The following is a 22246-nucleotide window of genomic DNA, read 5'->3' as shown; positions in this document are numbered from 1 at the left end:
AAGAGGTGTAAATATGCATTTATTAGAACCTAGAGAACATCCTTCTCAATTGATGAAATGGCTTTCACCCGTGCTTGCATTACTCGCCATGCTGGTAGTAGGTAGCCTATTGTTTTTAATGCTTGGGGTGAATCCTGCTCAGGCTTTATATATCTTTTTTATTGAGCCATTGACTTCAGTCTATAATCTGAGTGAACTGATAATTAAAGCCAGTCCGCTGATTTTAATTGCCTTGGGTCTGGCTGTTGGGTTTCGTGCCCGTCTGTTTAATATTGGTGCCGAGGGGCAGTTGGCTATGGGGGCCATCTTTGGCGGTGGTATTGCCATCCTGTTTCATGAGCAGATCGGCTGGTGGATTTTACCTTTAATGGTGATTATGGGTGCGATTGGTGGTGCAATTTGGGGTCTGATTCCAGCGCTGCTAAAAACCCATTTTAATGCACAAGAAACCCTGACCACCTTAATGATGAACTATGTGGCATTTTTTCTACTGATGTATCTGGTTAATGGCCCATGGCGTGATCCAGATGGCATGAACTTTCCACAATCCGTAATGTTCTCGGAAAGCGCGACCCTGCCGCTGATTATGGAAGGCACACGGATTAACGCCTCCATTTTTATCACAATCATCGCAGTGGTGCTGTTCTGGGTTTTTATCCGTAAGAGTCTGATGGCTTATAAACTGGAAGTCAGTGGTCAGGCACCTTTGGCAGCTCAATATGCAGGATTTTCAGCTAAAAAAGCTATCTGGTTAAGTTTGGGAATTTCAGGCCTGATGGCGGGGATTGCCGGAATCTGTGAAGTAGCAGGTCCAATCGGCCAGCTCAATCCGAATATCTCACCAGGTTATGGTTATGCAGCCATTATTGTGGCTTATCTTGGCCGATTAAATCCAATTGGAATCGTACTTTCAGGTTTCCTGATGGCGCTGATCTATTTAGGTGGTGAACTGGCACAAATGCAATTGCAGCTCCCAGTCGCGATTACCGGAATTTTCCAGGGCCTGCTTTTATTTTTCCTGCTGGCTTCAGATGCCCTGATTGAAAACCGCTACCGTTTTGCCAAAAAGAAAGTCAAAAAAACCATGACCACTGCGCAAGCAGCCTGAACCAGACAGAAGAAGGATAACAACATGAGTATTGAATTAACCGCAATTGTTGCCGGAACTGTCGCTGCGGCAACGCCATTGATCTTTGCCGGGCTGGGTGAGCTGGTAGCAGAGCGTACCGGTGTCATCAATCTTGGGGTAGAAGGCATGATGCTGGTCGGTGCCATTGCTGGATTTGCTTTCGCTAGCCAGTATGAAGCCAGTGTCGCCAGCGCCTTATTTATGGGCGGATTGGCAGGCACATTGATGGCACTGATTTTTGCATTTTTTACCTTATCTTTAAGCACCAATCAATCCGCCTGTGGTCTGGCACTCACTATTTTTGGGATCGGGATTTCAGCCTTTCTAGGACAGAATTATGTCAGTACGGCCTTACCGGGTCTGGAAAACCTAAAAATTCCGGGACTCGCTGATATTCCATTCATAGGGCCAGTCCTGTTCCAGCAAAACTATGTGGTGTATCTGTCCATTCTTGCTTTTGTGCTGGTGTGGTGGGTACTGAGTAAAACCCGTTTAGGTTTGTTATTGAAAGCAGTAGGAGAATCTCCGGAAAGCGCACATGCCATGGGCTATAACGTGCTGGCGATTCGCTATGGTGCAGTCATGTTTGGCGGTGCGATGGCAGGTATTGGTGGTGCTTTTTTATCTACGGTTTATACGCCGATGTGGATTGAAAATATGGTTGCAGGACGCGGCTGGATTGCAATTGCTTTAGTCGTTTTTGCTGCATGGAAACCAACGCGTTTGATGTTGGGTGCCTATCTGTTTGGTGGTGTAACGATTTTACAGTTTCATGCCCAGGCTCTGGGTCTAGAAGTACCGAATGAACTGTTATCGGCATTGCCATACATTGCAACGATTGTCGTCTTAGTCCTCATTTCACGTGACAAGAAGTTATTGAAACTCAATTTACCAGCGTCACTCGGCAAAACCTTTAGCCTTTAATCGGACAAATCTCAGGAATTACTTTATGAAAATTATAAGCGCAGATTATGTCCTGACCATGAATTCCAACCTGGACTGTATTAAAGATGGTGCCATCCTGATTGATGGTGCTCTCATTAAACAGGTAGGAACATTACAGGAATTAACTCAGCAATATCCTGAAGCTGCAGTTACTCAGTATCCCAAAAGTTTATTGATGCCGGGTTTGATCAATACCCACTGTCACTCAGGTTTACTGCGCGGTACAGCCGAGGGTCTGCCGGTCTGGGATTGGTTACAACAGTTTATTGACCCGATGCATCGGGTAGTAACTCCGGAAGATGCCAAAATTGCCTCTTATCTCTGTTATGCCGAAGCGCTGCTATCCGGCACGACTACCATTGTGGATATGTGGCGTTATATGGAAGGTAGTGCCGAGGCTGCACAGCAATTAGGTATACGTGCAGTGCTGGTGCCCTATGTGGCTGAACATCCAGATCACAACTATTTTGAAACCATCAATAGCAATGAAGCTTTAATTCAAAAATGGCATCAAGCCGCAAATGGGCGAATTCAGGTCTGGGTGGGCTTGGAACATCTGTTTTATGCTGAAGAAAAAGCCTTGGCACGTATTCAGAAAATGTGTCATGAATATCAGACTGGCTTTCACACGCATAGCAATGAAAGCAAGTTTGATGTCGAAGAAAACCTTCGACGTTATGGCGTGCGCCCGATCCAGACGCTGGAGCAAATGGGTATGCTGGATGTGCCTCAATGCCTGTTAGCGCATTGTGTCTGGACCAATTCAGCAGAGATCGAAATCTTAAAACACTATAATGTTGGTGTCGCACATAATCCGATCTCGAATATGAAATTGGCCTCTGGGGCTGCACCCATTACAGAAATGCTTAAACATGGCATTGCTGTAGGATTGGGTACTGATGGAGAGAAAGAAAATAATAATTTAGACATGTTTGAAGAAATGAAAACTGCTTCTTTACTGGCGAAGTTTTCCGGTTTGGATGCCGCAGCACTCGATTCATGGTCAGTCTGTCAGATGGCAACTCGGACAGGTGCCAAAGCCTTAGGTATGCAGGATCAGATTGGTTCGTTAGAAGCTGGAAAACTTGCCGATATTATTGCAGTAGATATTGCAACTCCAAGAATGACCCCCTTGATCGATCAAGGCCCGTTATTTAATTTACATACCAACCTAGTGCATGCAGTACAAGGACAGGATGTACATATGACGATGGTGAATGGCCAAGTGGTAGTAGAAAACCGGAAACTGGTACGTGCTGATCTGCAAATCTTAATTGATCAGGTCAATCAGGCTGCTCCAGCCTTGTTCCAGCGACGCACGAAATGGCTCGCAGAACAGGGAAGTGCGGTCAATGAATTACAGCGCCTGTAAATAAAGTTTAAAAACCAACCCTAACTTTAAACAGACTTATCTATGCTCCAGAATGGATAAAAAGGCTTCGATAAAGTTAGGCAGTCTTTTATGATGGATCTGACCGACCTTGATCACTTCATAGGTCAGACCATCAGCCTGAAGGTTGTTACTTTCAGCTTTTAATTTTTGCAGTGTCAACTGCAAGCCTTTTAACCATTCTTCAAGCGCCTTGATCGGGATATCATTTTTAAGATCTCCACCTTGCATGGCAGTTTTAAAATGACTCAAGGTCGTACTATCCTTAAAGCAGGCTTCCACCTGATGTTCAGTATTTTCAAACAGGTCATGCTTAATCACAAATAAAAATTTTCCAATCGCTGGCTTAAGCGCGCTGAGATAAATATTTTTTTCATTCAGGGTATATCTTTTATTTCTGGTATTAATAAATTCTGAATTCCAGCCTTGAGATTCTAGAAAATGATCCATTTCAGCGAAGATGAGATCAGTGACTTGTTCCTCAATGCGTTCTGCGAGTTCCTTCAGTTCATGACTGAGCACGATCAGATTATTTTCCAGCTTTGAGCGCTGGGATTTTTCTTCATCATGCTGCTTGGATTGGGCCAAAATGGCCTGGAAGCGTTGTTCAGGCGTCATGATTTTACTCACTTGATATGCAGCCTTGATCACTTAATCATGTGACTGAAAAGCTTTAATTGCAAGTAGGAATAAAGGAAGATATTTCGGTAGACTCTAAAATAAATAATATATTTATATTGATACAAATTATTGTTTTTAAATTTAATATTTATTATTAAAATATTTTTTTATTTAGTTTTAAACTCGAATCATTACATATTTTGTAGCGATTCAATAAAGTTAATGATCATTACTTGATTTACTCAATATCACCCATTAAAAGATAAAGCCTATATAAGGTGGTCAATAAGAATCTTGATAGAAGAGATTAAACAAGATATACATCTATAATCAACTATAAAGAGCCAATAATTTTAATTTTTACATATATTTAAACTTTATTTATTTAGTATAGATCACTCTTTATCTCATTTAATGATTATAGATACCTTTATAAAACCAGATTTTTTCAATTTTCCTCGCTAAGAAACTCAAGAATAGAAAGGCGATGACCATCAAGTTTCAGTATGAAAAATGCACAAAAGACTAAATGTTTTTTTGTTACGCAATTCGAATTAGTAATTTTTTGTACAAAAGAACTGATGTAGAAGAATTATTTATAGGTGGTATTATTTTTATTAATATTATATTTATTTTCTCTTAAATTATTGAATTTAAAATTTAAAATTTTCTTAAATTAAAATTAACAAAAGGATTAGATTAGCTAAACTTCATAACATTATTAATACTTTTCCTTCATTATTTGAAACTAAAAAATTAAATTAGTGTACTATATTTAGTAAAAACGTGATTAAGGTGAAGCATTTAATGTCTATTTCTCCCTTATCTAAGGCTGTCTATACATCCTTAGTTGGATTGCTATTGGCAAATACAACTACCCAGGCCGCTGATGCATTTAGTGCAGAAAGTCCGTGGATGTTGGGTGACTGGAATGGTCAACGTATCCAGCTTCAAGAGCAGGGCTATGATTTTAGCTTTGGATATACAGGTGAAATGGCGACTTTACTTGACGCGAAACGCTCAAATAGCCATGGCACAGAATATACCGGTCAGTTAAACCTGGGTGCTCATCTAGACTTGGAAAAAATTGCCGGCTGGAAGGACACTGAAGCTCAAATTACCGTGACGCATCGCGATGGCCGTAACCTTTCCAATACTTCTGAAGCATTAAATGGTCAGTCACTTGATCAAGCAAATGGTCATTTAAGTTCAGTACAGGAAGTATGGGGCCGTGGTCAAACCTGGCGTCTTACAGATTTCTGGATCAAGAAACAATTCCTGGATCAAAAACTCGATGTGAAAGTCGGTCGTTTTGGTGAAGGTGAAGACTTTAACAGTTTCGATTGTGATTTCCAGAATCTGGCATTGTGTGGTTCACAAGTGGGTAACTGGGTAGGAGATCAATGGTATAACTGGCCAGTTTCTCAATGGGCTGCGCGGGTTAAATATAACGTTACCCCGGAAGTTTATACTCAGGTAGGGGTTTATGAATACAATCCTGAAAATGCTGAGAATCGTGGCAAAGGCTTTAACCTGAGCACAGACGGCTCTAAAGGCGCGATCATTCCTGCAGAAGTGGTCTGGACACCGAAACTGGGTGAGCAAAAACTGCCAGGTGAATATCGTGCTGGTTATTACTACAGCACCGCTGATGTAGATGTCATTGATACAAATTCAGATGCTAAAGGTCATCATCACGGGGGCTGGATTGTAGCTAAGCAACAGCTGACTTCACATCAAGGGGATACATCACGTGGTTTAAGCGGTTTCGTGAACGTCACTGTTCATGACTCTAAAACCAACCAAGTTAGTGATATGCAAAATATCGGTCTTGTCTACAAAGGTGCGATGGATGCCCGTCCACAGGATGAAATCGCTTTGGGTGTTGCCCGTATCAATATGAACAATGATGTATTGGGTAACCGTAGTGAAGAAGTCGATGCGGAAATCTATTACGGCATTCATGCAACTAACTGGCTGACCATCCGTCCAAACCTGCAATATGTCCATCATGTCGGTGCATATAAAGACGGTGAAAATGTCTGGGTGGGTGGAATTAAGTTTAATACGTCGTTCTAATCGGAGTTTTTAGTTGCAAATACACAATTGATTCTTCCATTACTTTGGGGCATTGATGAACTGATACTCCAAGTATTCATGTATTTATAACTAAGAACTTAACAATATGGTGTCTATGCCGCTTAAGTGCTTAGACGTTCAAGAAATCAAAAAAAAGGTGTTCAATATGAATACTTCGTCTTCAGGTTCAGTACTGAAAACGATTCTGGCAGCTATTGCTGCCATTTTCGGTTTGGTTCTGCTATTTGGAGGAATATATCTGGCAACACTTGGTGGGTCTTGGTACTACATCATTGCCGGTCTGTTCTTCCTGGCGACAGCCGTGTTATTACAAAAACGTAAAAGCACAGCCCTTATTGTTTATGCAGTATTGGTCCTTGGTACAGTGGTATGGGGTCTTTGGGAAGTGGGTTCAGACTTCTTTGCACTGGCACCACGTCTAGATATTTTAGGCCTGTTTGGTCTGGCTCTGCTGATTCCTGCAGTGACTCGCGGTTTTGGTGACAGCAAAGCGGCAAAAATGGCGCTGACAGGCTCTCTGGCAATTACGATTGCTGTCATGATTTATTCTGTATTTAATGACCCGCAAGAAATCCGTGGCGAATTAAAATCACAACAACCTGTAGTCCATCAAGCCATTCCGGGTATTGCCGATGAAGACTGGCCTGCTTATGGTCGTACTCAGTCAGGTTTACGTTATTCTCCATTAAAACAGATCAATTCTGAAAACGTAAAAGATCTTGAACTGGCTTGGGAATTCCGTACTGGCGATACTAAAACAGATAAAGACTCTGGTGAAACGACCAATCAGGTGACTCCAATTAAAGTGGGGAACAACCTGTTCATGTGTTCAACTCACCAATATCTGATTGCACTCGATCCTGCAACTGGTAAGGAAAAATGGCGTTTCGACCCTAAACTGAAAGCGGACAATACCTTCCAGCATTTAACTTGTCGTGGCGTATCTTATTATGATGCGAACAATACTGCAGGTTTTGAAAGCAGTCTGGCTGCACGCTCAACAACTTCTGCTGAATGTCCTCAAAAAGTGATCTTACCAGTCAATGATGGACGCCTGGTTGCAGTGAATGCGACTACGGGTAAAGTATGTTCTGACTTTGGTAACAATGGTGAAGTTGATCTGCAAAAAGATATGCCATTCCCATATCCAGGCGGTTATAACCCGACTTCACCTCCAGTAATTACAGGTACAACCATCATTATCGCGGGTTCAACCACTGATAATTACTCAACTGAAGAACCTTCAGGTGTGATCCGTGGTTATGACGTAAATACCGGTGAATTATTATGGGTATTTGATACTGGCGCAGAAGATCCAAACGCGATTCCAGCTCCAGGACAAAAATTTGTAAACAATTCGCCAAATGCATGGGCACCATTGGCTTATGATGCACAGTTGGATATTGTCTATGTACCAACAGGTGTAGGTACACCGGATATCTACGGTGGTCACCGTACTGAGCTAGATGAGCGTTATGCGAACTCAATGCTGGCACTGAATGCGTCAACTGGTAAATTGATCTGGAACTTCCAGACGACCCATCATGACCTTTGGGATATGGATGTACCAGCTCAACCGACATTAACTGATATCAAAGACAAAAACGGGAACATGGTTCCAGCGATCTATGTGCTGACCAAAACCGGTAATGCCTTTGTGTTAGACCGTCGTACAGGTGAAGCGATCGTTCCGATTACTGAAAAACCAGTACCTCAGTCAGTAAAACGTGGTCCGCAAACTAAGGGCGAGTGGTATTCAAAAACTCAACCATTCTCTGACTTTAACCTGGCACCTAAAGATAAATTGACGGATAAAGACATGTGGGGTGCCACTATGTTTGACCAGTTGATGTGTCGTGTATCGTTCAAGAAATTAAACTATGACGGTATTTATACACCTCCATCTGAAAATGGCACGTTAGTATTCCCAGGTAACCTCGGTGTATTCGAATGGGGCGGCATGTCAGTCAACCCAGACCGTCAAATTGCATTGACCAATCCGATTGGTTTGCCATTTGTGACTCGCTTGATTCCTGCGGATCCTAACCGTGAGAAAACTGCCAAAGGTGCAGGAACTGAAGCGGGCGTACAACCAATGTATGGCGTGCCTTATGGTGTTGAAATCAGTGCCTTCCTGTCTCCATTCGGCTTGCCATGTAAGCAACCTGCATGGGGTTATGTCGCTGGTGTTGATCTGACCAATCATGAAATCGCTTGGAAACGTCGTATCGGTACGATTCGTGACAGTATGCCGGGCATTCCATTGCCTCCATTTAAAATGGGTGTACCAATGTTAGGTGGTCCAATCTCGACTGCAGGTAATGTGATGTTTGTCGGTGCAACTCAAGACAATTACATCCGTGCGATCAACGTGACTAATGGTGATGAGCTGTGGAAAGGTCGTCTACCTGCAGGTGGTCAAGCGACGCCAATGACTTATGAAGCCAATGGTAAGCAGTATGTTGTGATTATGGCGGGTGGCCATGGTTCCTTCGGTACCAAAATGGGTGACTCTTTGGTTGCCTATGCACTACCTGACAATAAATAATGAAGTTTTATAGTTAAGTAAAAAAGCCTGATTCGTCAGGCTTTTTTATGCAAAATACAGGCTGTTATGACAATAAAGCTTGATTATAAAATCATGAACCTTTAGCTCGGCTTTCCTGCAAGTATTCAGTTTGATCTTTTGCAGATGCTGAGTCTTCAAAATTAATAAGACACTTTTAAAACGTTTGAACTCCCATGGCATGAGTGAATGCCAGATATCAGGAATATTAGCTATGCATCTTCATACCACGCGGTTGCCGATGAAATCGACTTTATCCTGTCTGATTGCTTGTATCAGTCAAGGAATTTATGCGGAAGAACCGGTTACAGAGGTACAGCGACTGGCTCCCATTGTGGTTGAAGCAACCCGTACAGATCGTGCCATTCTGGAAACCCCGGCATCTGCCTATTATCTGAATCAGGAACAACAAAATAGCTTAAATGTAAACCTGTCTGAAACCTTAAAAGGTGTGCCAGGTTTGCAGCTGAATAACCGGGAAAACTATGCCCAGGATCTGCAAATTTCCATGCGCGGTTTTGGCGCTCGATCGACTTTTGGTGTGCGCGGGGTACGTTTATATGTGGATGGTATTCCTGCCACCATGCCAGATGGACAAGGACAGACCTCCAATATTGACCTGAATAGTTTGGATCATATTGAAGTATTGAGCGGGCCATTTTCATCGCTATATGGCAATTCCTCTGGTGGAACCATCTTGACTCAAAGCCGAGAAGGGCAAGGTCCGGATTCAGTCACTTTTGGATATTCAGGTGGCAGTCAGAATAAAGGGCAAGCCAATCTGGTGTTACAAGGTGGCTCAGACAATGCTTCTGAGCCTAGCTATGTCATCAGTTCATCTTATTTTGATACTGATGGCTACCGAGACCACAGTAGTGCGCATAAAGTCCTGAATAATGCCAAGCTAACTTGGGACCTGGATGATGGTTCTAAAATTAACTGGGTGAGTAACTATGTCAAAATTGATGCAGATGATCCGGGTGGTTTGACTCGTCCACAATGGGAAGCCAATCCGAAGCAAGTGGTTGGTAATGTCACCAAATACAATGCTCGTAAAGAAATTGAGCAGGTGCAAACTGGCTTAACATGGAATAAGCCGATCAATGATCAGCATGAACTGTACGCTATGGCATATGCTGGACAGCGTTCTGTAATCCAGTATCAATCAACGCCTAAATGTGCTTACGTTGATGACACAGATGTTTGTATACCTAATACAATTCAGCTAGGTAAAAAGCATGCGGGTGGTGTGATTGATTTTGATCGTAATTTTTACGGTACTGACGTTCGTTGGACAGGCAAAAAAGTACTACCAAACTTAAAATTAATTGCCGGTGTTGAGATCGATGCCATGACCGAAGAACGTAAAGGTTTTCAAAATTTTATCGGTGACACGCAATATGGGGTTAAGGGCGAGCTACGCCGTGATGAAGATAACACTTTGTGGAATCTAGATCCTTATCTGCAAGCCTCTTATGCCGTCACTGATACTGTAAATATAGACGCAGGCTTACGTTATAGTAATGTGCATTTCAAATCTGAAGACCGTTACCTAAGCAATGGCGATAATTCAGGTAAAACGACTTATGAGAAATTACTGCCTTCAGTTGCATTCAGTTGGAAAATTCTTCCTGATTTAATGACTTATGCAAGCTATGCACAAGGTTTTGAAACACCTACATTTACCGAAATGGCTTATCCGGCTGATGGTAGCAACGATGTATTAAGCTTAAAAGCGGCTGAAAGTGAAACTTATGAGCTAGGATTAAAATCTGCGAATCGCTTTGGTGATATGACCTTAGCAGCATTTCAGACTCAAACCAAAAATGACATTGTTTCTGCGGGAAGTGATGGCGGGCGCTCAACGTTTCGTAATGCAGATAAAACTCTAAGAAAAGGATTAGAGCTATCTTGGAATAAAGATCTTTGGCGTGATCTAACAGCTCAAGCCAGCTATAGCTATATTGATGCAACATTTGATGCCGATATTCCAGCAATTGGTACAGTAGCTGCAGTTTCGTCAGGTAACTATATTCCTGGAATTGCTAAGAATCAGGCATTCTTTAGTTTGGGATGGAAACCTGAAAATGGTTTACATGGTGGAATAGATGTACGTTACTCAGACCGAATTTATGTTAACGACATTAACTCACAATATGCACCAAGTTATACAGTGGCTGGGGCTAATGTAGGCTATAACTGGAATGTCAAAGATTTGTCTGTAAAAACGTTTGCACGCGTAGATAATCTGTTTGATAAGGATTATTCAGGCTCAGTCATTGTCAATGAAAGCAATGGTCGTTTCTATGAACCTGCAGAAGGTCGTAACTGGAGTGCTGGATTAAGCGTGACAAAAGAGTTTTAATTTAAATGTGACTTAAGCTTTCTCAATTTATTCAAGATCCATGTTCACATGTGTATGTCCGCCAAGATCAGCAATAAGTGCGAATCTAAGGCGGACATTTTTACTTTGGAGAAACCGGACATTTCTACTTGGGGCTTACAAATGTATTTCGTATAATGTATATTATGTTAAATAAGATATTATGCATATAGCCTATTCCTGTATGTAGCACTCACTAATTAGTTAATATCTCTTTTCCTCTTATTCGTGTTGAACGTAGATATTAAGATTGGTCTTAAGGTTTTCTTTATATAAATCAATTAAATATTTACCTCATAACCTAGATGAAGCTCATCCGCAATTTTCCCTCGAATACCCCAGTTTTCTTTAGGAGTTTTAAATATGATTATTTCAATATCATTAGATTTAACCTCAAATAAATGACTTATATTTTTAAATAAAGCCTAAATAAATACTCTTTTGGTCTCTTTTGTTCTTCCTTCAAACATTGAAATCTCGATAATGATCTAAGATCTAGATCGATCCTTTGGTAAATAACATTTTCAGACTCTAACGGTATAAATCGTTGAAAAATCTTTTCCTCGGCATCACTTAGCTCTTTGACTAAAGCTTGATGAATAGCTTTACTCAGTTCTATTCTATGTACTTCGATTGTTTCATTTAAAGCATAAATTTTTATTTGAGACATTGTATTCTACGCTCTTATAGTTACAGTTTTAATTATAGTTAGCGCTTTAATCTGGCCGGCGTTGTAGTACAGCATCATTCATAAAAAGTTCAATTATTTATACAAAACAACTAAGTGCTGCCCTGTCTAAATTGATAAAATTCTGGTCCTCTATAAAAACTTGAAGATTGATAAGGACTAAAGTGAACAGACAACATGATTTACCTGAACTAAGTAAATATAGTGAGTTAAGTAGCGATGAACAAGTAGCTATTCATCAAATGCTTATATCTTACGTACGCTCAGATCACTTTTATAATATTATCTTGACTCATGATGTTGAACCCTATGACTTGGTTAAGCTTGTAAGTATTAGTTTTTCACATGTTACATCTTAAGCTGACTAAGCCATCACCTGGGCTTTGTATAAATCATCTTCGTGCTGTCTGAGTAATTCTATAAAAGCAGGAATAGTATCTGGATCCAGGAGATAAGGATTAAATCCATCATGATGATTCTTGATAAAGAACTCAATGAGATCATTATGAACATTGGCATACTTCATGTGCCAACTAGAGAAAAGATATGAGTCGATTATTTCATAAGAGAGAATTTCACAGTTCTTATGGCGTGGATCTTTGACTATTCGATTATAGAAAAGGTCTTTTACACCTTCTTCAGTGCCTTCCAAACACTGGACAAAATAATTATTTCCGAAATAGAGTGCGCCAAAGATTTTGTGTAACTCATTAAAGTCTAAGGCTTCTGTTAAAATATTATAAAGTTCAGAAGTAGAATATCTCTCATCTTTGAACTTACTTACATATAAAAGCCTTACGTCATTCATAATAAAAAATTCCTCCTGTTTAAAAAAGTTCATATGAAAATATAAAAATTGAACGAATGGTCAATAAAAATGTAATGACAAGGTAATTTATTGATTGAATTATATACTTCTTATTATTGGGGTTTTCATATAGCTGTTTGATCTTTTAAATCAGGATTCATGACAAGGTTCTCTTTTCCTCAAGAACCTTGTGTTATTGAATTACAGGTCAGTTTATTTTTCTTGCTTTTCTATATGCACTGTTGCTGTTCGTCCTGCAACGAAGGCAAGTTCATTCTTTGGTAACTCATCCAGAATAATCTTAACAGGGACACGTTGGGCTAAACGTACCCAGCTAAAGGTTGGATTCACATTCGCTAAAAGTCCTGAACCAGCAGTACGTTCGCGATCTTCGATCCCCGAGGCAATACCTTGCACATGGCCCTTAAGTTTTTGCGAATCACCCATCAGCTGAATGATGGCAGGTGCTCCCACGTAAATTTTATCTAGTTTAGTTTCTTCAAAATAACCCACTACATAGAGCTGTTTGCGATCTAGTAATGCTGCAACCGCTTGGCCAACTTTGACATAGTTCCCTTCTTTTAATTCAAAATTTGATAATGTCCCATTTGCCGGAGCAACAACTTCTGAACGATGTAAATTAAGTTGCGCAAGATTAAGGTTATTCTCGGCGACTTGTATTAATGCTTTTTGCTGCTCAATATTCGCTTTGGCCTGTTCGATTGCAGCTAAGGATTGCTCATGCTCGGCATGTGATTCATCCCGTGCAGCAAAAATCTGATCCTGTTCCTGTTTTGAAATAGCACCATCCATTAAGCTTGAATAACGGCTTGCATTTTTGTCTGCCAGATGAATACTCGCCTGGGATTTCACGACATTAGCTTTAGCATTTGCCAGTTCAGCCTCAGCTTGCGCTAAACCTGCTTTTGCTTTCGCAAGATCCGCACGGGCCTCTTCAACATCCAGTTCTTGACGTTCAACATCAATTTTAAATAGAGACTGCCCTTTTTTGATGGTCTGGTTATCTTGCACCAGCACTTCTGTGACCAAGCCTGAAATATCTGATGACACCTGAATAACATCACCACGTACACGCCCGTCCCTCGTCCATGGCTCAGAATTATAATAATTCCAGATATGTCGAATCACTAAAATGGCGAGAACAGCCACTACCGTCAAAAGTACAGGTCGCAAATATTTGCGTAAATTGACAGATGTCATATACGGTTTTCCTCAATCATTTTAATATCAGACCTCATAGTAATAAGCCTGCCCAATGGACGGCGCCCAGCAAAAGTACGTAAGTGCATAAATAGAAAATATTCGGCATGATGATCCAGTCATTTGCGACTAGTTTATCTAGCCACTTCATCAAGATTCTGAGCAGTACATAGGCAATCACAGCTTGAATCAATAAAATCGGCACATACACACCATAAATATTCAGTTCTCCCATGTATTAATCTCCTGCGCCTGCATATCTTGGCGGTGTCTTGATATGACATAAGCTGCTACGAATATTGTTGAGTGAAATATGCAGCCGTTCTACAACATCTGTATGTTCCTGCATGATGAGATCTGCTTCCAAAGCCTGTATCTTGTTAATTAACTGTGTGAAGGCAGCATCATAATTTTGTCCAATTTCTTTGGCACGAAAATATTCATCCAGCTGTATTTGAAGATCTTCGAGTTGCTGGGTCAAAGGCTGCTGTTCAGGTAACTTGAGTATGAGTTCCTGTAACCGTGCCAGATCCACGATGGCGCTGGATTCAATGAGTGCTTGATTGATTTTATTTTTCAGATCTTCTGATTCTACTGCTTTAGTGTTCAATACCCCGATGCGGTCAATCATCATACGTAAATGGCTACGGAACCGTACCCCATAAGGGATATAAAGTGCCTGACGAATGGCTCGGTTATGAATGGCCAAAATGCGCTGTACGGTTATATCTGGCGACATTGCACGGATCATATGGATAATAAATACAGCGATGATTGGCCCAATGACTGTACCAATCGCTGCATCGAAGAAAGAAATTTGATCCAGGGTATAACGGTTCTGAAAATTCAGCCCCATGATCGTCCCCATCAACAAAGGCAAACCAATTCCAACCAAGGGTGGATGCAAAAAAAGCATCAGGCAATATATGCAGAATGGTGCAAGTACAAGTGCTAACTGCCAGAATTCTATAATATTTGGAAAAATTCCATAGGCATATATGAAGATCACGATCGAAGCATATAAGCTACTACGAATAAACAGCTTCAATGCAGGCACCGGATTATCCAGCGCCGTTAAGATACAAGCACTGATTGCCGCCATTTCAGCCAGCATAAATCCTGCTTTCCAGCCGCTTAAGATCCAAAAGGCAGTAGCAATAAAAACAGTGAGGCATGCAGAAACCCCGCCCCGCACTGCTACGCCATGATCACGATGCAGAGTTGGATAGTTTGTAGTAAGTGGAACAATCATTTCAGGCAGTGAAGTATCCCCTTGCTGAATTCGCTGCCAGATCAACTTAATCGCATGGATATTCTGAATGAAATGGCGGATATCCATTTTCAAGCTTTTCAATATCACAATTTGATCATCTTTTGAATGTTCAAAAATTTTCAGGAAATCTGTTTCAAAATCAGCAGGAAGATGATTCAGTTCAGACTCTTGTAATGTATGTTCATCAGTTAGATATGTATTAATTTTAGAATGTAAATCTGCCAATGACTGGCGATATCCTGTATCAATGAAGTCTAACTGTTGCATGCGTTCAGACATCGCCACCAAATTACTCACCAGCATTGTGATCTGGTTCAGCATTTCCTGCAGTGGTTTGGTCATTCCTTGTAGAGCTGACTTTTCATAGCTTAAATGCACAGCCATGACATGAATATCTGCAATATCTCCAGCCAATTGACTCAAAGCTTTTGTGTAGTTCTGGTCTTGACGTGGTTCCAATAGAATTTTATTAAAAATCTGCTGAGTATCCGCTAAGGTTTTACTGACACGACTTTTCACTGCGGGGCCAATATGCATTGGAAATATGGTCGTCGTCACAATCGCGCTGCAAACGACGCCAATAGTAATTTCCAGAAAGCGTCCTACCGCCATATCAAATAATGAGGCAGTATCAATAAAGTAAATGATATTGAAGCAGATAATGACAGTCGTATATCCAGCCAGCATCAATATATAACTGCGCGGTGTACGATCAAGCAGAGAGAAATATAAGCAAAGACCAACCCAACAGGATAAAAACAGCGTAAACAACCACGGCGTATTGATTAGCCAAGGAGTAACTGCAACTGCCACAATTGCGCCTAATAAAGTACCTAGTACACGATAGATACTTTTTGAAGCGGTCATTCCCGTATAAGGATTGGCAATAACGAAAACTGTGCCAATAGCCCAAATCGGATAAGCAAGATCCAAACTCAACGCAACGTAGAGCGCCAAAATACCAGCCACAAACGTTTTAGTCGCAAAAATCCAGTCCATTTTATTTGGACGAAATGCGAGTAAAGATTTTATAAGCAGCATCGTTTCTCTCTAAGAGCTTATTTTATTTTCTAAAGCAAATAACCTGCTCACCAAGCCCAAAGAACTCAGTGACAAAATTTTTACTTGTTGAAAGTCTATAAAATTAGAATATTCAGTTGATTGAACTGAAACTGGTTGATGAAAATATAAAAAGCAAAAGAGAACAATTTGCTTAATTAATCATCATTGGATATTTGCGTAATTAATTTTTTCAAATAAACGCATTAATGTCAATAAAAATATCTCTATATGAGAATAAGTATGGTTTTTTTATCATTGCATAGGCCGTTAAGCTGAATATTTATCTCTTTTCTTCCTATATCCTCATGATTCGAGAATTTCAGGTAAATAGTTGCCTCTACTGCCCTCTTTTAAGCTAAAGTGAGTCATCACCTTTTTCAATGGTCAGCACTTCAGGTTTTTTTATGGCGCAAGCAAGTTTTGGAAAAATTCTTACGGTTCTCGATCTATTTTCGTTATCACGTTCAGTGATTAATGTAGATATCATCAGTGAAGAATTAAACCTCTCCAAACCCACCAGTTATCGCTATTTAAAAGAATTGGTATCGGCTGAACTTTTACAGCGAATAAGTGGCACATCCGGTGACTATACATTGGGTTCAAAAATTGCTGTTCTGGATTATATTTCAAGAAAAACTGATCCTTTGGTACAGATCAGCATTCCCTTTATGCAGGAAATCGTCGAACGGACTGAGTTCTCTTGTATATTGACTCATCTCAATTATGATTCGTGTATCGACTTACATGACGAAGTCTTTAAAAATGCACATCTGCTTTCATTTGGACGCGGTTGTCCACGTCCGGTCTATGTAGGTTCATCTTCAAAAGTCATCATGGCACATTTATCGAAACAAGCGTTGCTTGATTATTACCAACGTTATGAAGATGCATTTGCAGAAGTAGGATTTGTGCAGAATGAAACCGCTTTTCTGGAACAAATGAGAAAGATCAAAAAACAGGGGTATTATTATTCTAGTGGTGAACTTGATCCTCAAGTTGCAGCTTTGTCTGTCCCAGTTAAATTCTCTCTTAAAGAACCGCCCTTAGCGCTTACTTTATTAGCCTCAAAAAATAGATTTGATTTTGTAAATCTGGAAAAATTAGTACAAATTCTTCAGGAGAAAGCACAGATTATTGAAAATAAGTTCCTCTACCATCCTGAAAGCACCAGTGACATTCGTAATAATTTAACCAAATAAAATTTAAATTATGTTTGAAAAACTATTCATATTCTCATAATATGATTATCAGTCTTTAAGCCATAGCATTCTTACTGAATTAAATGACGAGAAGATTCCTCAGAGGTAAAAAAGCCTATTTCGAATGAGATAGGCTTTTTTATTTTAATTTTGGATTTATCGCAATAATGCAGATACATTTAACGATAGTTAAGAGTTTCGCAATTGCGATGTGTAGATAAAATCTAAAGTTAGAAATTTGAAATCGTATAAATTCATCCATTTGATGCTTTTAATCTTAGCTCTTCCTTAGAATCCTTGTTGATCAAAAAAGGGATAACTAAAAAACCATTGAAGCTTTCTCTAATTAGATCATAAAAATTTTATAATTTAAGAATATTATCCCAGTACGGCGGATCTCCAATTTCTTTTAAAATGAAATCAAGCACAGTTCTGACTTTTTGTGAACGAATTCTGTTTTCGGGAGAAACCAGATGAATCCCTATAGAATAAGGCTCTACTGTACTGATCCAGTTAGGAAGGAGTTGAACCAGTTTATGTGTTTTGAAATAGTCTTCCGTAAAAATCCAGGTTGGAAATAATACAATCCCCCGTCCTTCCAATGCCGCATCTACCAGGACTTCTGCATTATTACTTCTTAAAGGCCCTTGTGGCTCAATTAAAACCGGAGTGTCATGCTCTTGCTGACGGAAATACCAGCGTTGGCTTCCGGAAACGCCCTTATACACCAGACATTGATGATTCTGAATCTCGTGTGGAGAATGTGGAGTTCCATATTTTTCAAGATATGCAGGACTCGCACACAGCACATACTGTTGATCACAGACCTTGCGTGCAATTAATGCTGAATCCTGTAATGAGCCAATCCTTATCGCAATGTCTACGCCTTCTTGTACAGGATCAATAAAAGTATCCGTCAAGATTAGCTCGACTGAAAGATCTGGAAAGCTATCATGCAATTTATTCACTATACGCGATATATGTAGCCTCCCCAGCGCAACCGCTGTATTGATACGAATTAACCCTCTGATCGCGTTTTTACCAGAAATTTCTTCATTGGCCAGATCTAGCGTATCCAGTACTTCCTTAATTTGCACAAAGTACTTTTCACCTATCTCAGTCAGGCGAACAGAGCGTGTATTACGATAAAAAAGTTGCTGTCCAATTTCCTGTTCAAGTTTGGAAATAAAACGAGATACTGAGGAAGATGGAACCTGAAAATGCTTTGCTGTAGCTGAAAAACTGCCTGTCGTTGACACCATCACAAAATAGCGTAATGCATTGAGTTGCATAATTGATCTGTCCCTGAATTTAATTCAATCATTTTATTATTGTCATAATAGCAATTATGTTTTGAAAAATTGTGGAATTGTAGCTTTTAAATAAGAGAATATAATTCGGTGCTTTCTTCCTTTGGAAAGCATATATGAAACAGTTGTGGATTTTCCCATTAGTCGTTCTTGCAGGTATGGGGTTATCTGTTGAAGCGGGTTTACTGGGTCCACTCGGGGAAGAAATTGGCCATTTCTGGGCGACCTTAGGAATTTTCGCGATCGGATCACTGCTCTTAACCTTGGGGTTGATCTTCAACCGTCCAAAGCTTTCTCTCATGTTCAAGCAGCCACGGTGGCAACTGACTGGCGGTATATTAGGCCCTATATATGTAGTGGCTTTAACTGTAGCGACACCTCATATTGGCGTTGGCCTGACCATGGTGGGCATCCTGTTTGGCCAGGTTGCAACCAGTCTTATTATTGATCACTGGGGTTTGTTAGGTAGCCATAAACGGGCTGTAGACAAATATCGTATTGGCGCGCTGGTAGCTATTTTAGCTGCATTATGGCTTATTCAATAAGGAAGCTTCTCCATGATTTATATAATGTTATTAGTCGTTATTTTTGGCGGAGCAGTTTTATGTACTCAATCTTCAATTAATGGTCGTTTGGGTGCTAAAGTAGGTGTATTAGAAAGTTCTTGGCTGACCTTTGTCTTAGGTGCTCTAGTCAGTTTTCTAATCGCTTTCTTTCTTGAACCCAACCATGCATTGAATTTATTCACCGCACCAAGATGGCAATTAACAGGTGCATTTTTTGGCGTGGCCTATATGCTTACGATTGTATTTGCTATGCCTAGACTGGGCGCTGCTGCCACCACTGTCGCCGTCATTAGTGGCCAGTTATTAATGAGTCTGCTCATCGATCATTTTGGATGGTTGAATAATCCGGTGATTCATTTAGATGGATCCAGACTAGCAGCAATTGCCCTATTAGCTGTTGCACTATTTTTTATCTATAAAAGTAATATTGCAGCCAAAGCACAAGCTGAAAATTAAGATACTGTGAAAGGAAAGAGATTTTAGGTTTTAAAATCTCTTTTTTTATGAGCTCATAAAGTTATTTTGAGGAATCTAAGGGTAATATTAGGCATAGTTCATAAGTCATTTCACTTAAGCATGCATAATCAATTTTCAGGCAATAAACAAATTCGTGTAGTCTCAAACTTTTCAGAACTCGTTAATTCGGATTTTAAGGGTGCGATGAATGCGATTTGCTGGTCTAGAAATTTAGCGGGTGATTTTGCCGAGATCGTGAATAAGCTTCATTTACAGGAAAATATGACTGAAGTTTCAATTGATGATCTTATGAAACTCCAGCTGTCAGAAAGCGGTCATCTGGCAAGAAAGATTATCTTAGAAGATATACAGCGACTGACTGACTACGGCGCTTCCCCTTCACTCAATTTACTTAAGTGCTATGAACGGGATGATGAGCTCGATTTCATTACTACAGATGTCTATTCATTTCATGTCGATCGCTCACCGATTGAAACAGATACTTTCTTATGTACCTATCATGGCGCTGCAAGCGATATCTTGCCCAATGATCAGGTGGAACAAAAGATTCTGATTCCAGAAATCAGGGCAAAGCTGAAAGAATTATATGATGGCCCAGAAGCCGGATTTAAAGATTTTCTGGAAGAGTATTTCTTTGATCTGCATTATCAACCTAAGCCTGATGCAAAACCTGTAAATTTAGGTCAGGGACATCTTTGGCGATTGGCAGTCGATCATCCAGCCCAAAGAGCCCTACCTTGTGTACATCGGGCTCCGGTTGAAAATGAGGGTGAATATCGATTGCTTTTGATTTGTTAAATTCGATACAAATCTTAAAAATGAGAAAATCCACATTATCTTATTGTCATTTTTCTCATTTTCATTCAAGCAAATTCTAACTGTCCAACCGAATGGTAAGTACGATTAAAATACACCAGGCTCTGATCTTGTTCGCTCCGTTGAATCGCAACCACTCGACACATAAAGATACTATGTGTCCCTACTTGCTGGATATTCTCGATTTCACAGTCAAAACTCACTAATGCATCGCCTAGTACAGGTGAGCCTGTTTTTAGTATTGTCCAAGAACCTAATTGAAATCTTCGTTCAGAACTGAATTTGCTGGATGCAAATGCATTGGAAATCTGTTCGTGTTGTGGACCCAAGACGTTCACTGACAAAATTTTGTTCTCAATAAAATGCACATGTGATCGAGATGACTGATTCATACAGACCAGCAATGTCGGTGGCGTATCGGTTACGCTGCATACGGCAGATGCCGTAAAACCATGCATTCCCGTCTCACCCGAGGTTGTAATGACATTCACTGCTGTGGTGAGTAAGGACATTGCATTTCTAAAGTCAGTCGCTTCAATCATCTCTTAAATCCCTAATTGACTATCGCTTTGATGAAGAGCGGTAAAAGTACATGTATTCCTTATACAGCTCTTAAGACAAATGAATACTCAGGCTGTCAGTTCTTGACGAACAATAGCTGCGCCAGCACTTAAAGCATTCAGTTTGCCTTGTGCGACTTGACGCGATAAAGGTGCCATACCACAGTTGGTTGAAGGATACAGCTTGTCAGCATCCACGAACTGAAGCGCCTTTCGTAAAGTATCTGCAACCTGTTCTGGTGTTTCAATTTGATTGGTTGCGACATCTATGGCGCCGACCATGACTTTTTTGCCACGAATCAATTCAATCAGATCCATTGGTACATGAGAGTTTTGGCATTCAAGTGAAACAATGTCGATCTTAGACTTTTGCAGTTTCGGAAAAATTGCTTCGTATTGGCGCCACTCTGAACCTAGAGTCTTTTTCCAGTCCGTATTCGCTTTAATACCATAGCCATAGCAGATATGTACTGCTGTTTCACATTTCAGACCTTCAAGCGCACGTTCTAATGTGGCAATGCCCCAGTCATTTACTTCATCAAAGAATACATTAAATGCAGGCTCATCAAACTGGATGATATCTACACCTGCTGCTTCGAGTTCAAGTGCTTCCTGATTCAGGATTTTTGCAAATTCCCAAGCCAGTTTTTCACGACTCTTATAATGAGCATCATAAAGCGTATCGATCATGGTCATTGGACCCGGCAACGCCCATTTGATTGGCTGCTTAGTTTGACTACGCAAGAACTTGGCATCATCTACAAATACAGGTTTCTTGCGAGCGACAGCACCCACGACGGATGGCACACTCGCATCATAGCGATTTCGAATACGCACCGTCTCACGCTTTTCGAAATCCACACCTTCCAGATGTTCAATAAAGGTGGTCACAAAGTGTTGACGGGTTTGTTCGCCATCACTGACGATATCAATGCCTGCCTGTAGTTGCTCATGCAGGGACAAGCGCAAAGCATCTCGCTTGGCTTCAAGAAGCTGCTCGCCTTCCAGTTTCCAGGGTGACCAAAGTTGCTCAGGTTCGGCAAGCCAAGATGGTTTCGGTAAGCTGCCAGCTGTAGATGTTGGGAGTAAAATGCTCATGTCTAATCTTCTATCTCTATATTCGTTAATTTAT

18 protein-coding genes and 2 pseudogenes are annotated in these 22246 nt (G+C 40.5%); 11 read left to right on the top strand and 9 right to left on the bottom strand.

The features are described 5' to 3' along the window. The first annotated feature begins 13 nt into the window (after window positions 1-13). Genes AC4MCC_RS07785 through AC4MCC_RS07775 form a run of 3 tightly spaced genes read left to right on the top strand, consistent with a single transcriptional unit; the run spans window position 14 to window position 3446 of the window. Window positions 14-1108: an ABC transporter permease gene (locus AC4MCC_RS07785; protein ID WP_491880898.1), complete on the top strand. Its 1095-nt coding sequence runs from the start codon at window positions 14-16 to the stop codon at window positions 1106-1108. Between the two features lie 24 nt (window positions 1109-1132). Continuing rightward, the gene (locus AC4MCC_RS07780) at window positions 1133-2053 is read left to right on the top strand and encodes an ABC transporter permease (protein WP_491880899.1); all 921 of its coding nucleotides are present in this window, start codon (window positions 1133-1135) and stop codon (window positions 2051-2053) included. 25 nt (window positions 2054-2078) lie between these two features. Then, the gene (locus tag AC4MCC_RS07775; protein ID WP_491885084.1) at window positions 2079-3446 is read left to right on the top strand and encodes an amidohydrolase family protein; all 1368 of its coding nucleotides are present in this window, start codon (window positions 2079-2081) and stop codon (window positions 3444-3446) included. 36 nt (window positions 3447-3482) lie between these two features. Here the strand turns inward: AC4MCC_RS07775 and AC4MCC_RS07770 are convergent, their stop codons facing one another. Next, a complete protein-coding gene (locus tag AC4MCC_RS07770) occupies window positions 3483-4082 on the bottom strand; it encodes a hypothetical protein (RefSeq protein ID WP_034706654.1) in 600 nt (199 codons plus the stop codon). A gap of 810 nt (window positions 4083-4892) precedes the next feature. Between AC4MCC_RS07770 and AC4MCC_RS07765 the strand changes: the two genes are divergently transcribed. The 3 genes from AC4MCC_RS07765 (at window position 4893) to AC4MCC_RS07755 (ending at window position 11116) form a co-directional block, all read left to right on the top strand. Then, on the top strand, window positions 4893-6164 hold the full coding sequence (locus AC4MCC_RS07765; RefSeq protein ID WP_491880901.1) for a carbohydrate porin: 1272 nt from the start codon (window positions 4893-4895) through the stop codon (window positions 6162-6164). Window positions 6165-6330: 166 nt separating this feature from the next. Further along, window positions 6331-8733: a glucose/quinate/shikimate family membrane-bound PQQ-dependent dehydrogenase gene (locus tag AC4MCC_RS07760; RefSeq protein ID WP_491885083.1), complete on the top strand. Its 2403-nt coding sequence runs from the start codon at window positions 6331-6333 to the stop codon at window positions 8731-8733. A gap of 232 nt (window positions 8734-8965) precedes the next feature. Next, window positions 8966-11116 (top strand): TonB-dependent receptor domain-containing protein, encoded by a 2151-nt coding sequence (locus AC4MCC_RS07755; RefSeq protein WP_491880903.1) that lies wholly within the window; start codon window positions 8966-8968, stop codon window positions 11114-11116. Between the two features lie 299 nt (window positions 11117-11415). Here AC4MCC_RS07755 and AC4MCC_RS07750 read toward each other — a convergent pair. Next, window positions 11416-11804, bottom strand: a pseudogene (locus AC4MCC_RS07750) (tautomerase family protein). A 182-nt stretch (window positions 11805-11986) separates the two neighbouring features. On the opposite strand from AC4MCC_RS07750, the pseudogene AC4MCC_RS07745 reads away from it, so the two are divergent. Beyond that, window positions 11987-12169, top strand: a pseudogene (locus AC4MCC_RS07745) (hypothetical protein); the annotation flags it as partial. A gap of 17 nt (window positions 12170-12186) precedes the next feature. Here the strand turns inward: AC4MCC_RS07745 and AC4MCC_RS07740 are convergent. The 4 genes from AC4MCC_RS07740 to AC4MCC_RS07725 form a co-directional block, all read right to left on the bottom strand. Continuing rightward, window positions 12187-12630 carry a BLUF domain-containing protein gene (locus AC4MCC_RS07740; protein ID WP_491885082.1) on the bottom strand — a complete coding sequence of 148 codons (444 nt, stop codon included), beginning with the start codon at window positions 12628-12630 and terminating at the stop codon, window positions 12187-12189. A gap of 213 nt (window positions 12631-12843) precedes the next feature. After that, the gene (locus AC4MCC_RS07735; RefSeq protein WP_491885081.1) at window positions 12844-13851 is read right to left on the bottom strand and encodes an HlyD family secretion protein; all 1008 of its coding nucleotides are present in this window, start codon (window positions 13849-13851) and stop codon (window positions 12844-12846) included. Window positions 13852-13885: 34 nt separating this feature from the next. After that, on the bottom strand, window positions 13886-14086 hold the full coding sequence (locus AC4MCC_RS07730; RefSeq protein ID WP_034706223.1) for a DUF1656 domain-containing protein: 201 nt from the start codon (window positions 14084-14086) through the stop codon (window positions 13886-13888). Between the two features lie 3 nt (window positions 14087-14089). After that, on the bottom strand, window positions 14090-16165 hold the full coding sequence (locus AC4MCC_RS07725; RefSeq protein ID WP_491885080.1) for an FUSC family protein: 2076 nt from the start codon (window positions 16163-16165) through the stop codon (window positions 14090-14092). A 425-nt stretch (window positions 16166-16590) separates the two neighbouring features. Here AC4MCC_RS07725 and AC4MCC_RS07720 point away from each other — a divergent pair, with 425 nt between their 5' ends. After that, on the top strand, window positions 16591-17385 hold the full coding sequence (locus AC4MCC_RS07720; RefSeq protein ID WP_491885079.1) for an IclR family transcriptional regulator: 795 nt from the start codon (window positions 16591-16593) through the stop codon (window positions 17383-17385). Window positions 17386-17747: 362 nt separating this feature from the next. Here the strand turns inward: AC4MCC_RS07720 and AC4MCC_RS07715 are convergent, their stop codons facing one another. Continuing rightward, window positions 17748-18677, bottom strand: coding sequence for a LysR family transcriptional regulator (locus AC4MCC_RS07715; protein ID WP_419364246.1), 930 nt, complete (start codon window positions 18675-18677; stop codon window positions 17748-17750). Between the two features lie 134 nt (window positions 18678-18811). On the opposite strand from AC4MCC_RS07715, the gene AC4MCC_RS07710 reads away from it, so the two are divergent. The 3 genes from AC4MCC_RS07710 to AC4MCC_RS07700 all read left to right on the top strand — a co-directional run bounded on the left by AC4MCC_RS07710 (window position 18812) and on the right by AC4MCC_RS07700 (window position 20536). Then, window positions 18812-19240: a DMT family transporter gene (locus tag AC4MCC_RS07710; RefSeq protein WP_180012210.1), complete on the top strand. Its 429-nt coding sequence runs from the start codon at window positions 18812-18814 to the stop codon at window positions 19238-19240. 12 nt (window positions 19241-19252) lie between these two features. Continuing rightward, entirely contained in the window at window positions 19253-19717 is a 465-nt protein-coding gene (locus tag AC4MCC_RS07705; RefSeq protein WP_491880909.1) for a DMT family transporter, read from the top strand. A gap of 120 nt (window positions 19718-19837) precedes the next feature. Then, window positions 19838-20536, top strand: coding sequence for a DUF1826 domain-containing protein (locus AC4MCC_RS07700; protein ID WP_491880910.1), 699 nt, complete (start codon window positions 19838-19840; stop codon window positions 20534-20536). A gap of 65 nt (window positions 20537-20601) precedes the next feature. Here AC4MCC_RS07700 and AC4MCC_RS07695 read toward each other — a convergent pair whose 3' ends face one another. Both AC4MCC_RS07695 and AC4MCC_RS07690 read right to left on the bottom strand, forming a co-directional pair. Beyond that, a complete protein-coding gene (locus AC4MCC_RS07695) occupies window positions 20602-21096 on the bottom strand; it encodes a flavin reductase (protein WP_159123555.1) in 495 nt (164 codons plus the stop codon). A gap of 87 nt (window positions 21097-21183) precedes the next feature. Then, window positions 21184-22212, bottom strand: a complete 1029-nt coding sequence (locus tag AC4MCC_RS07690) for a methionine synthase (RefSeq protein ID WP_491885078.1) — start codon at window positions 22210-22212, stop codon at window positions 21184-21186. Window positions 22213-22246: the final 34 nt, after the last annotated feature.

The sequence above is a fragment of the Acinetobacter sp. CAU_H_56 genome (assembly GCF_058599425.1).
This window is presented reverse-complemented; position numbering and strand designations above follow the sequence as displayed.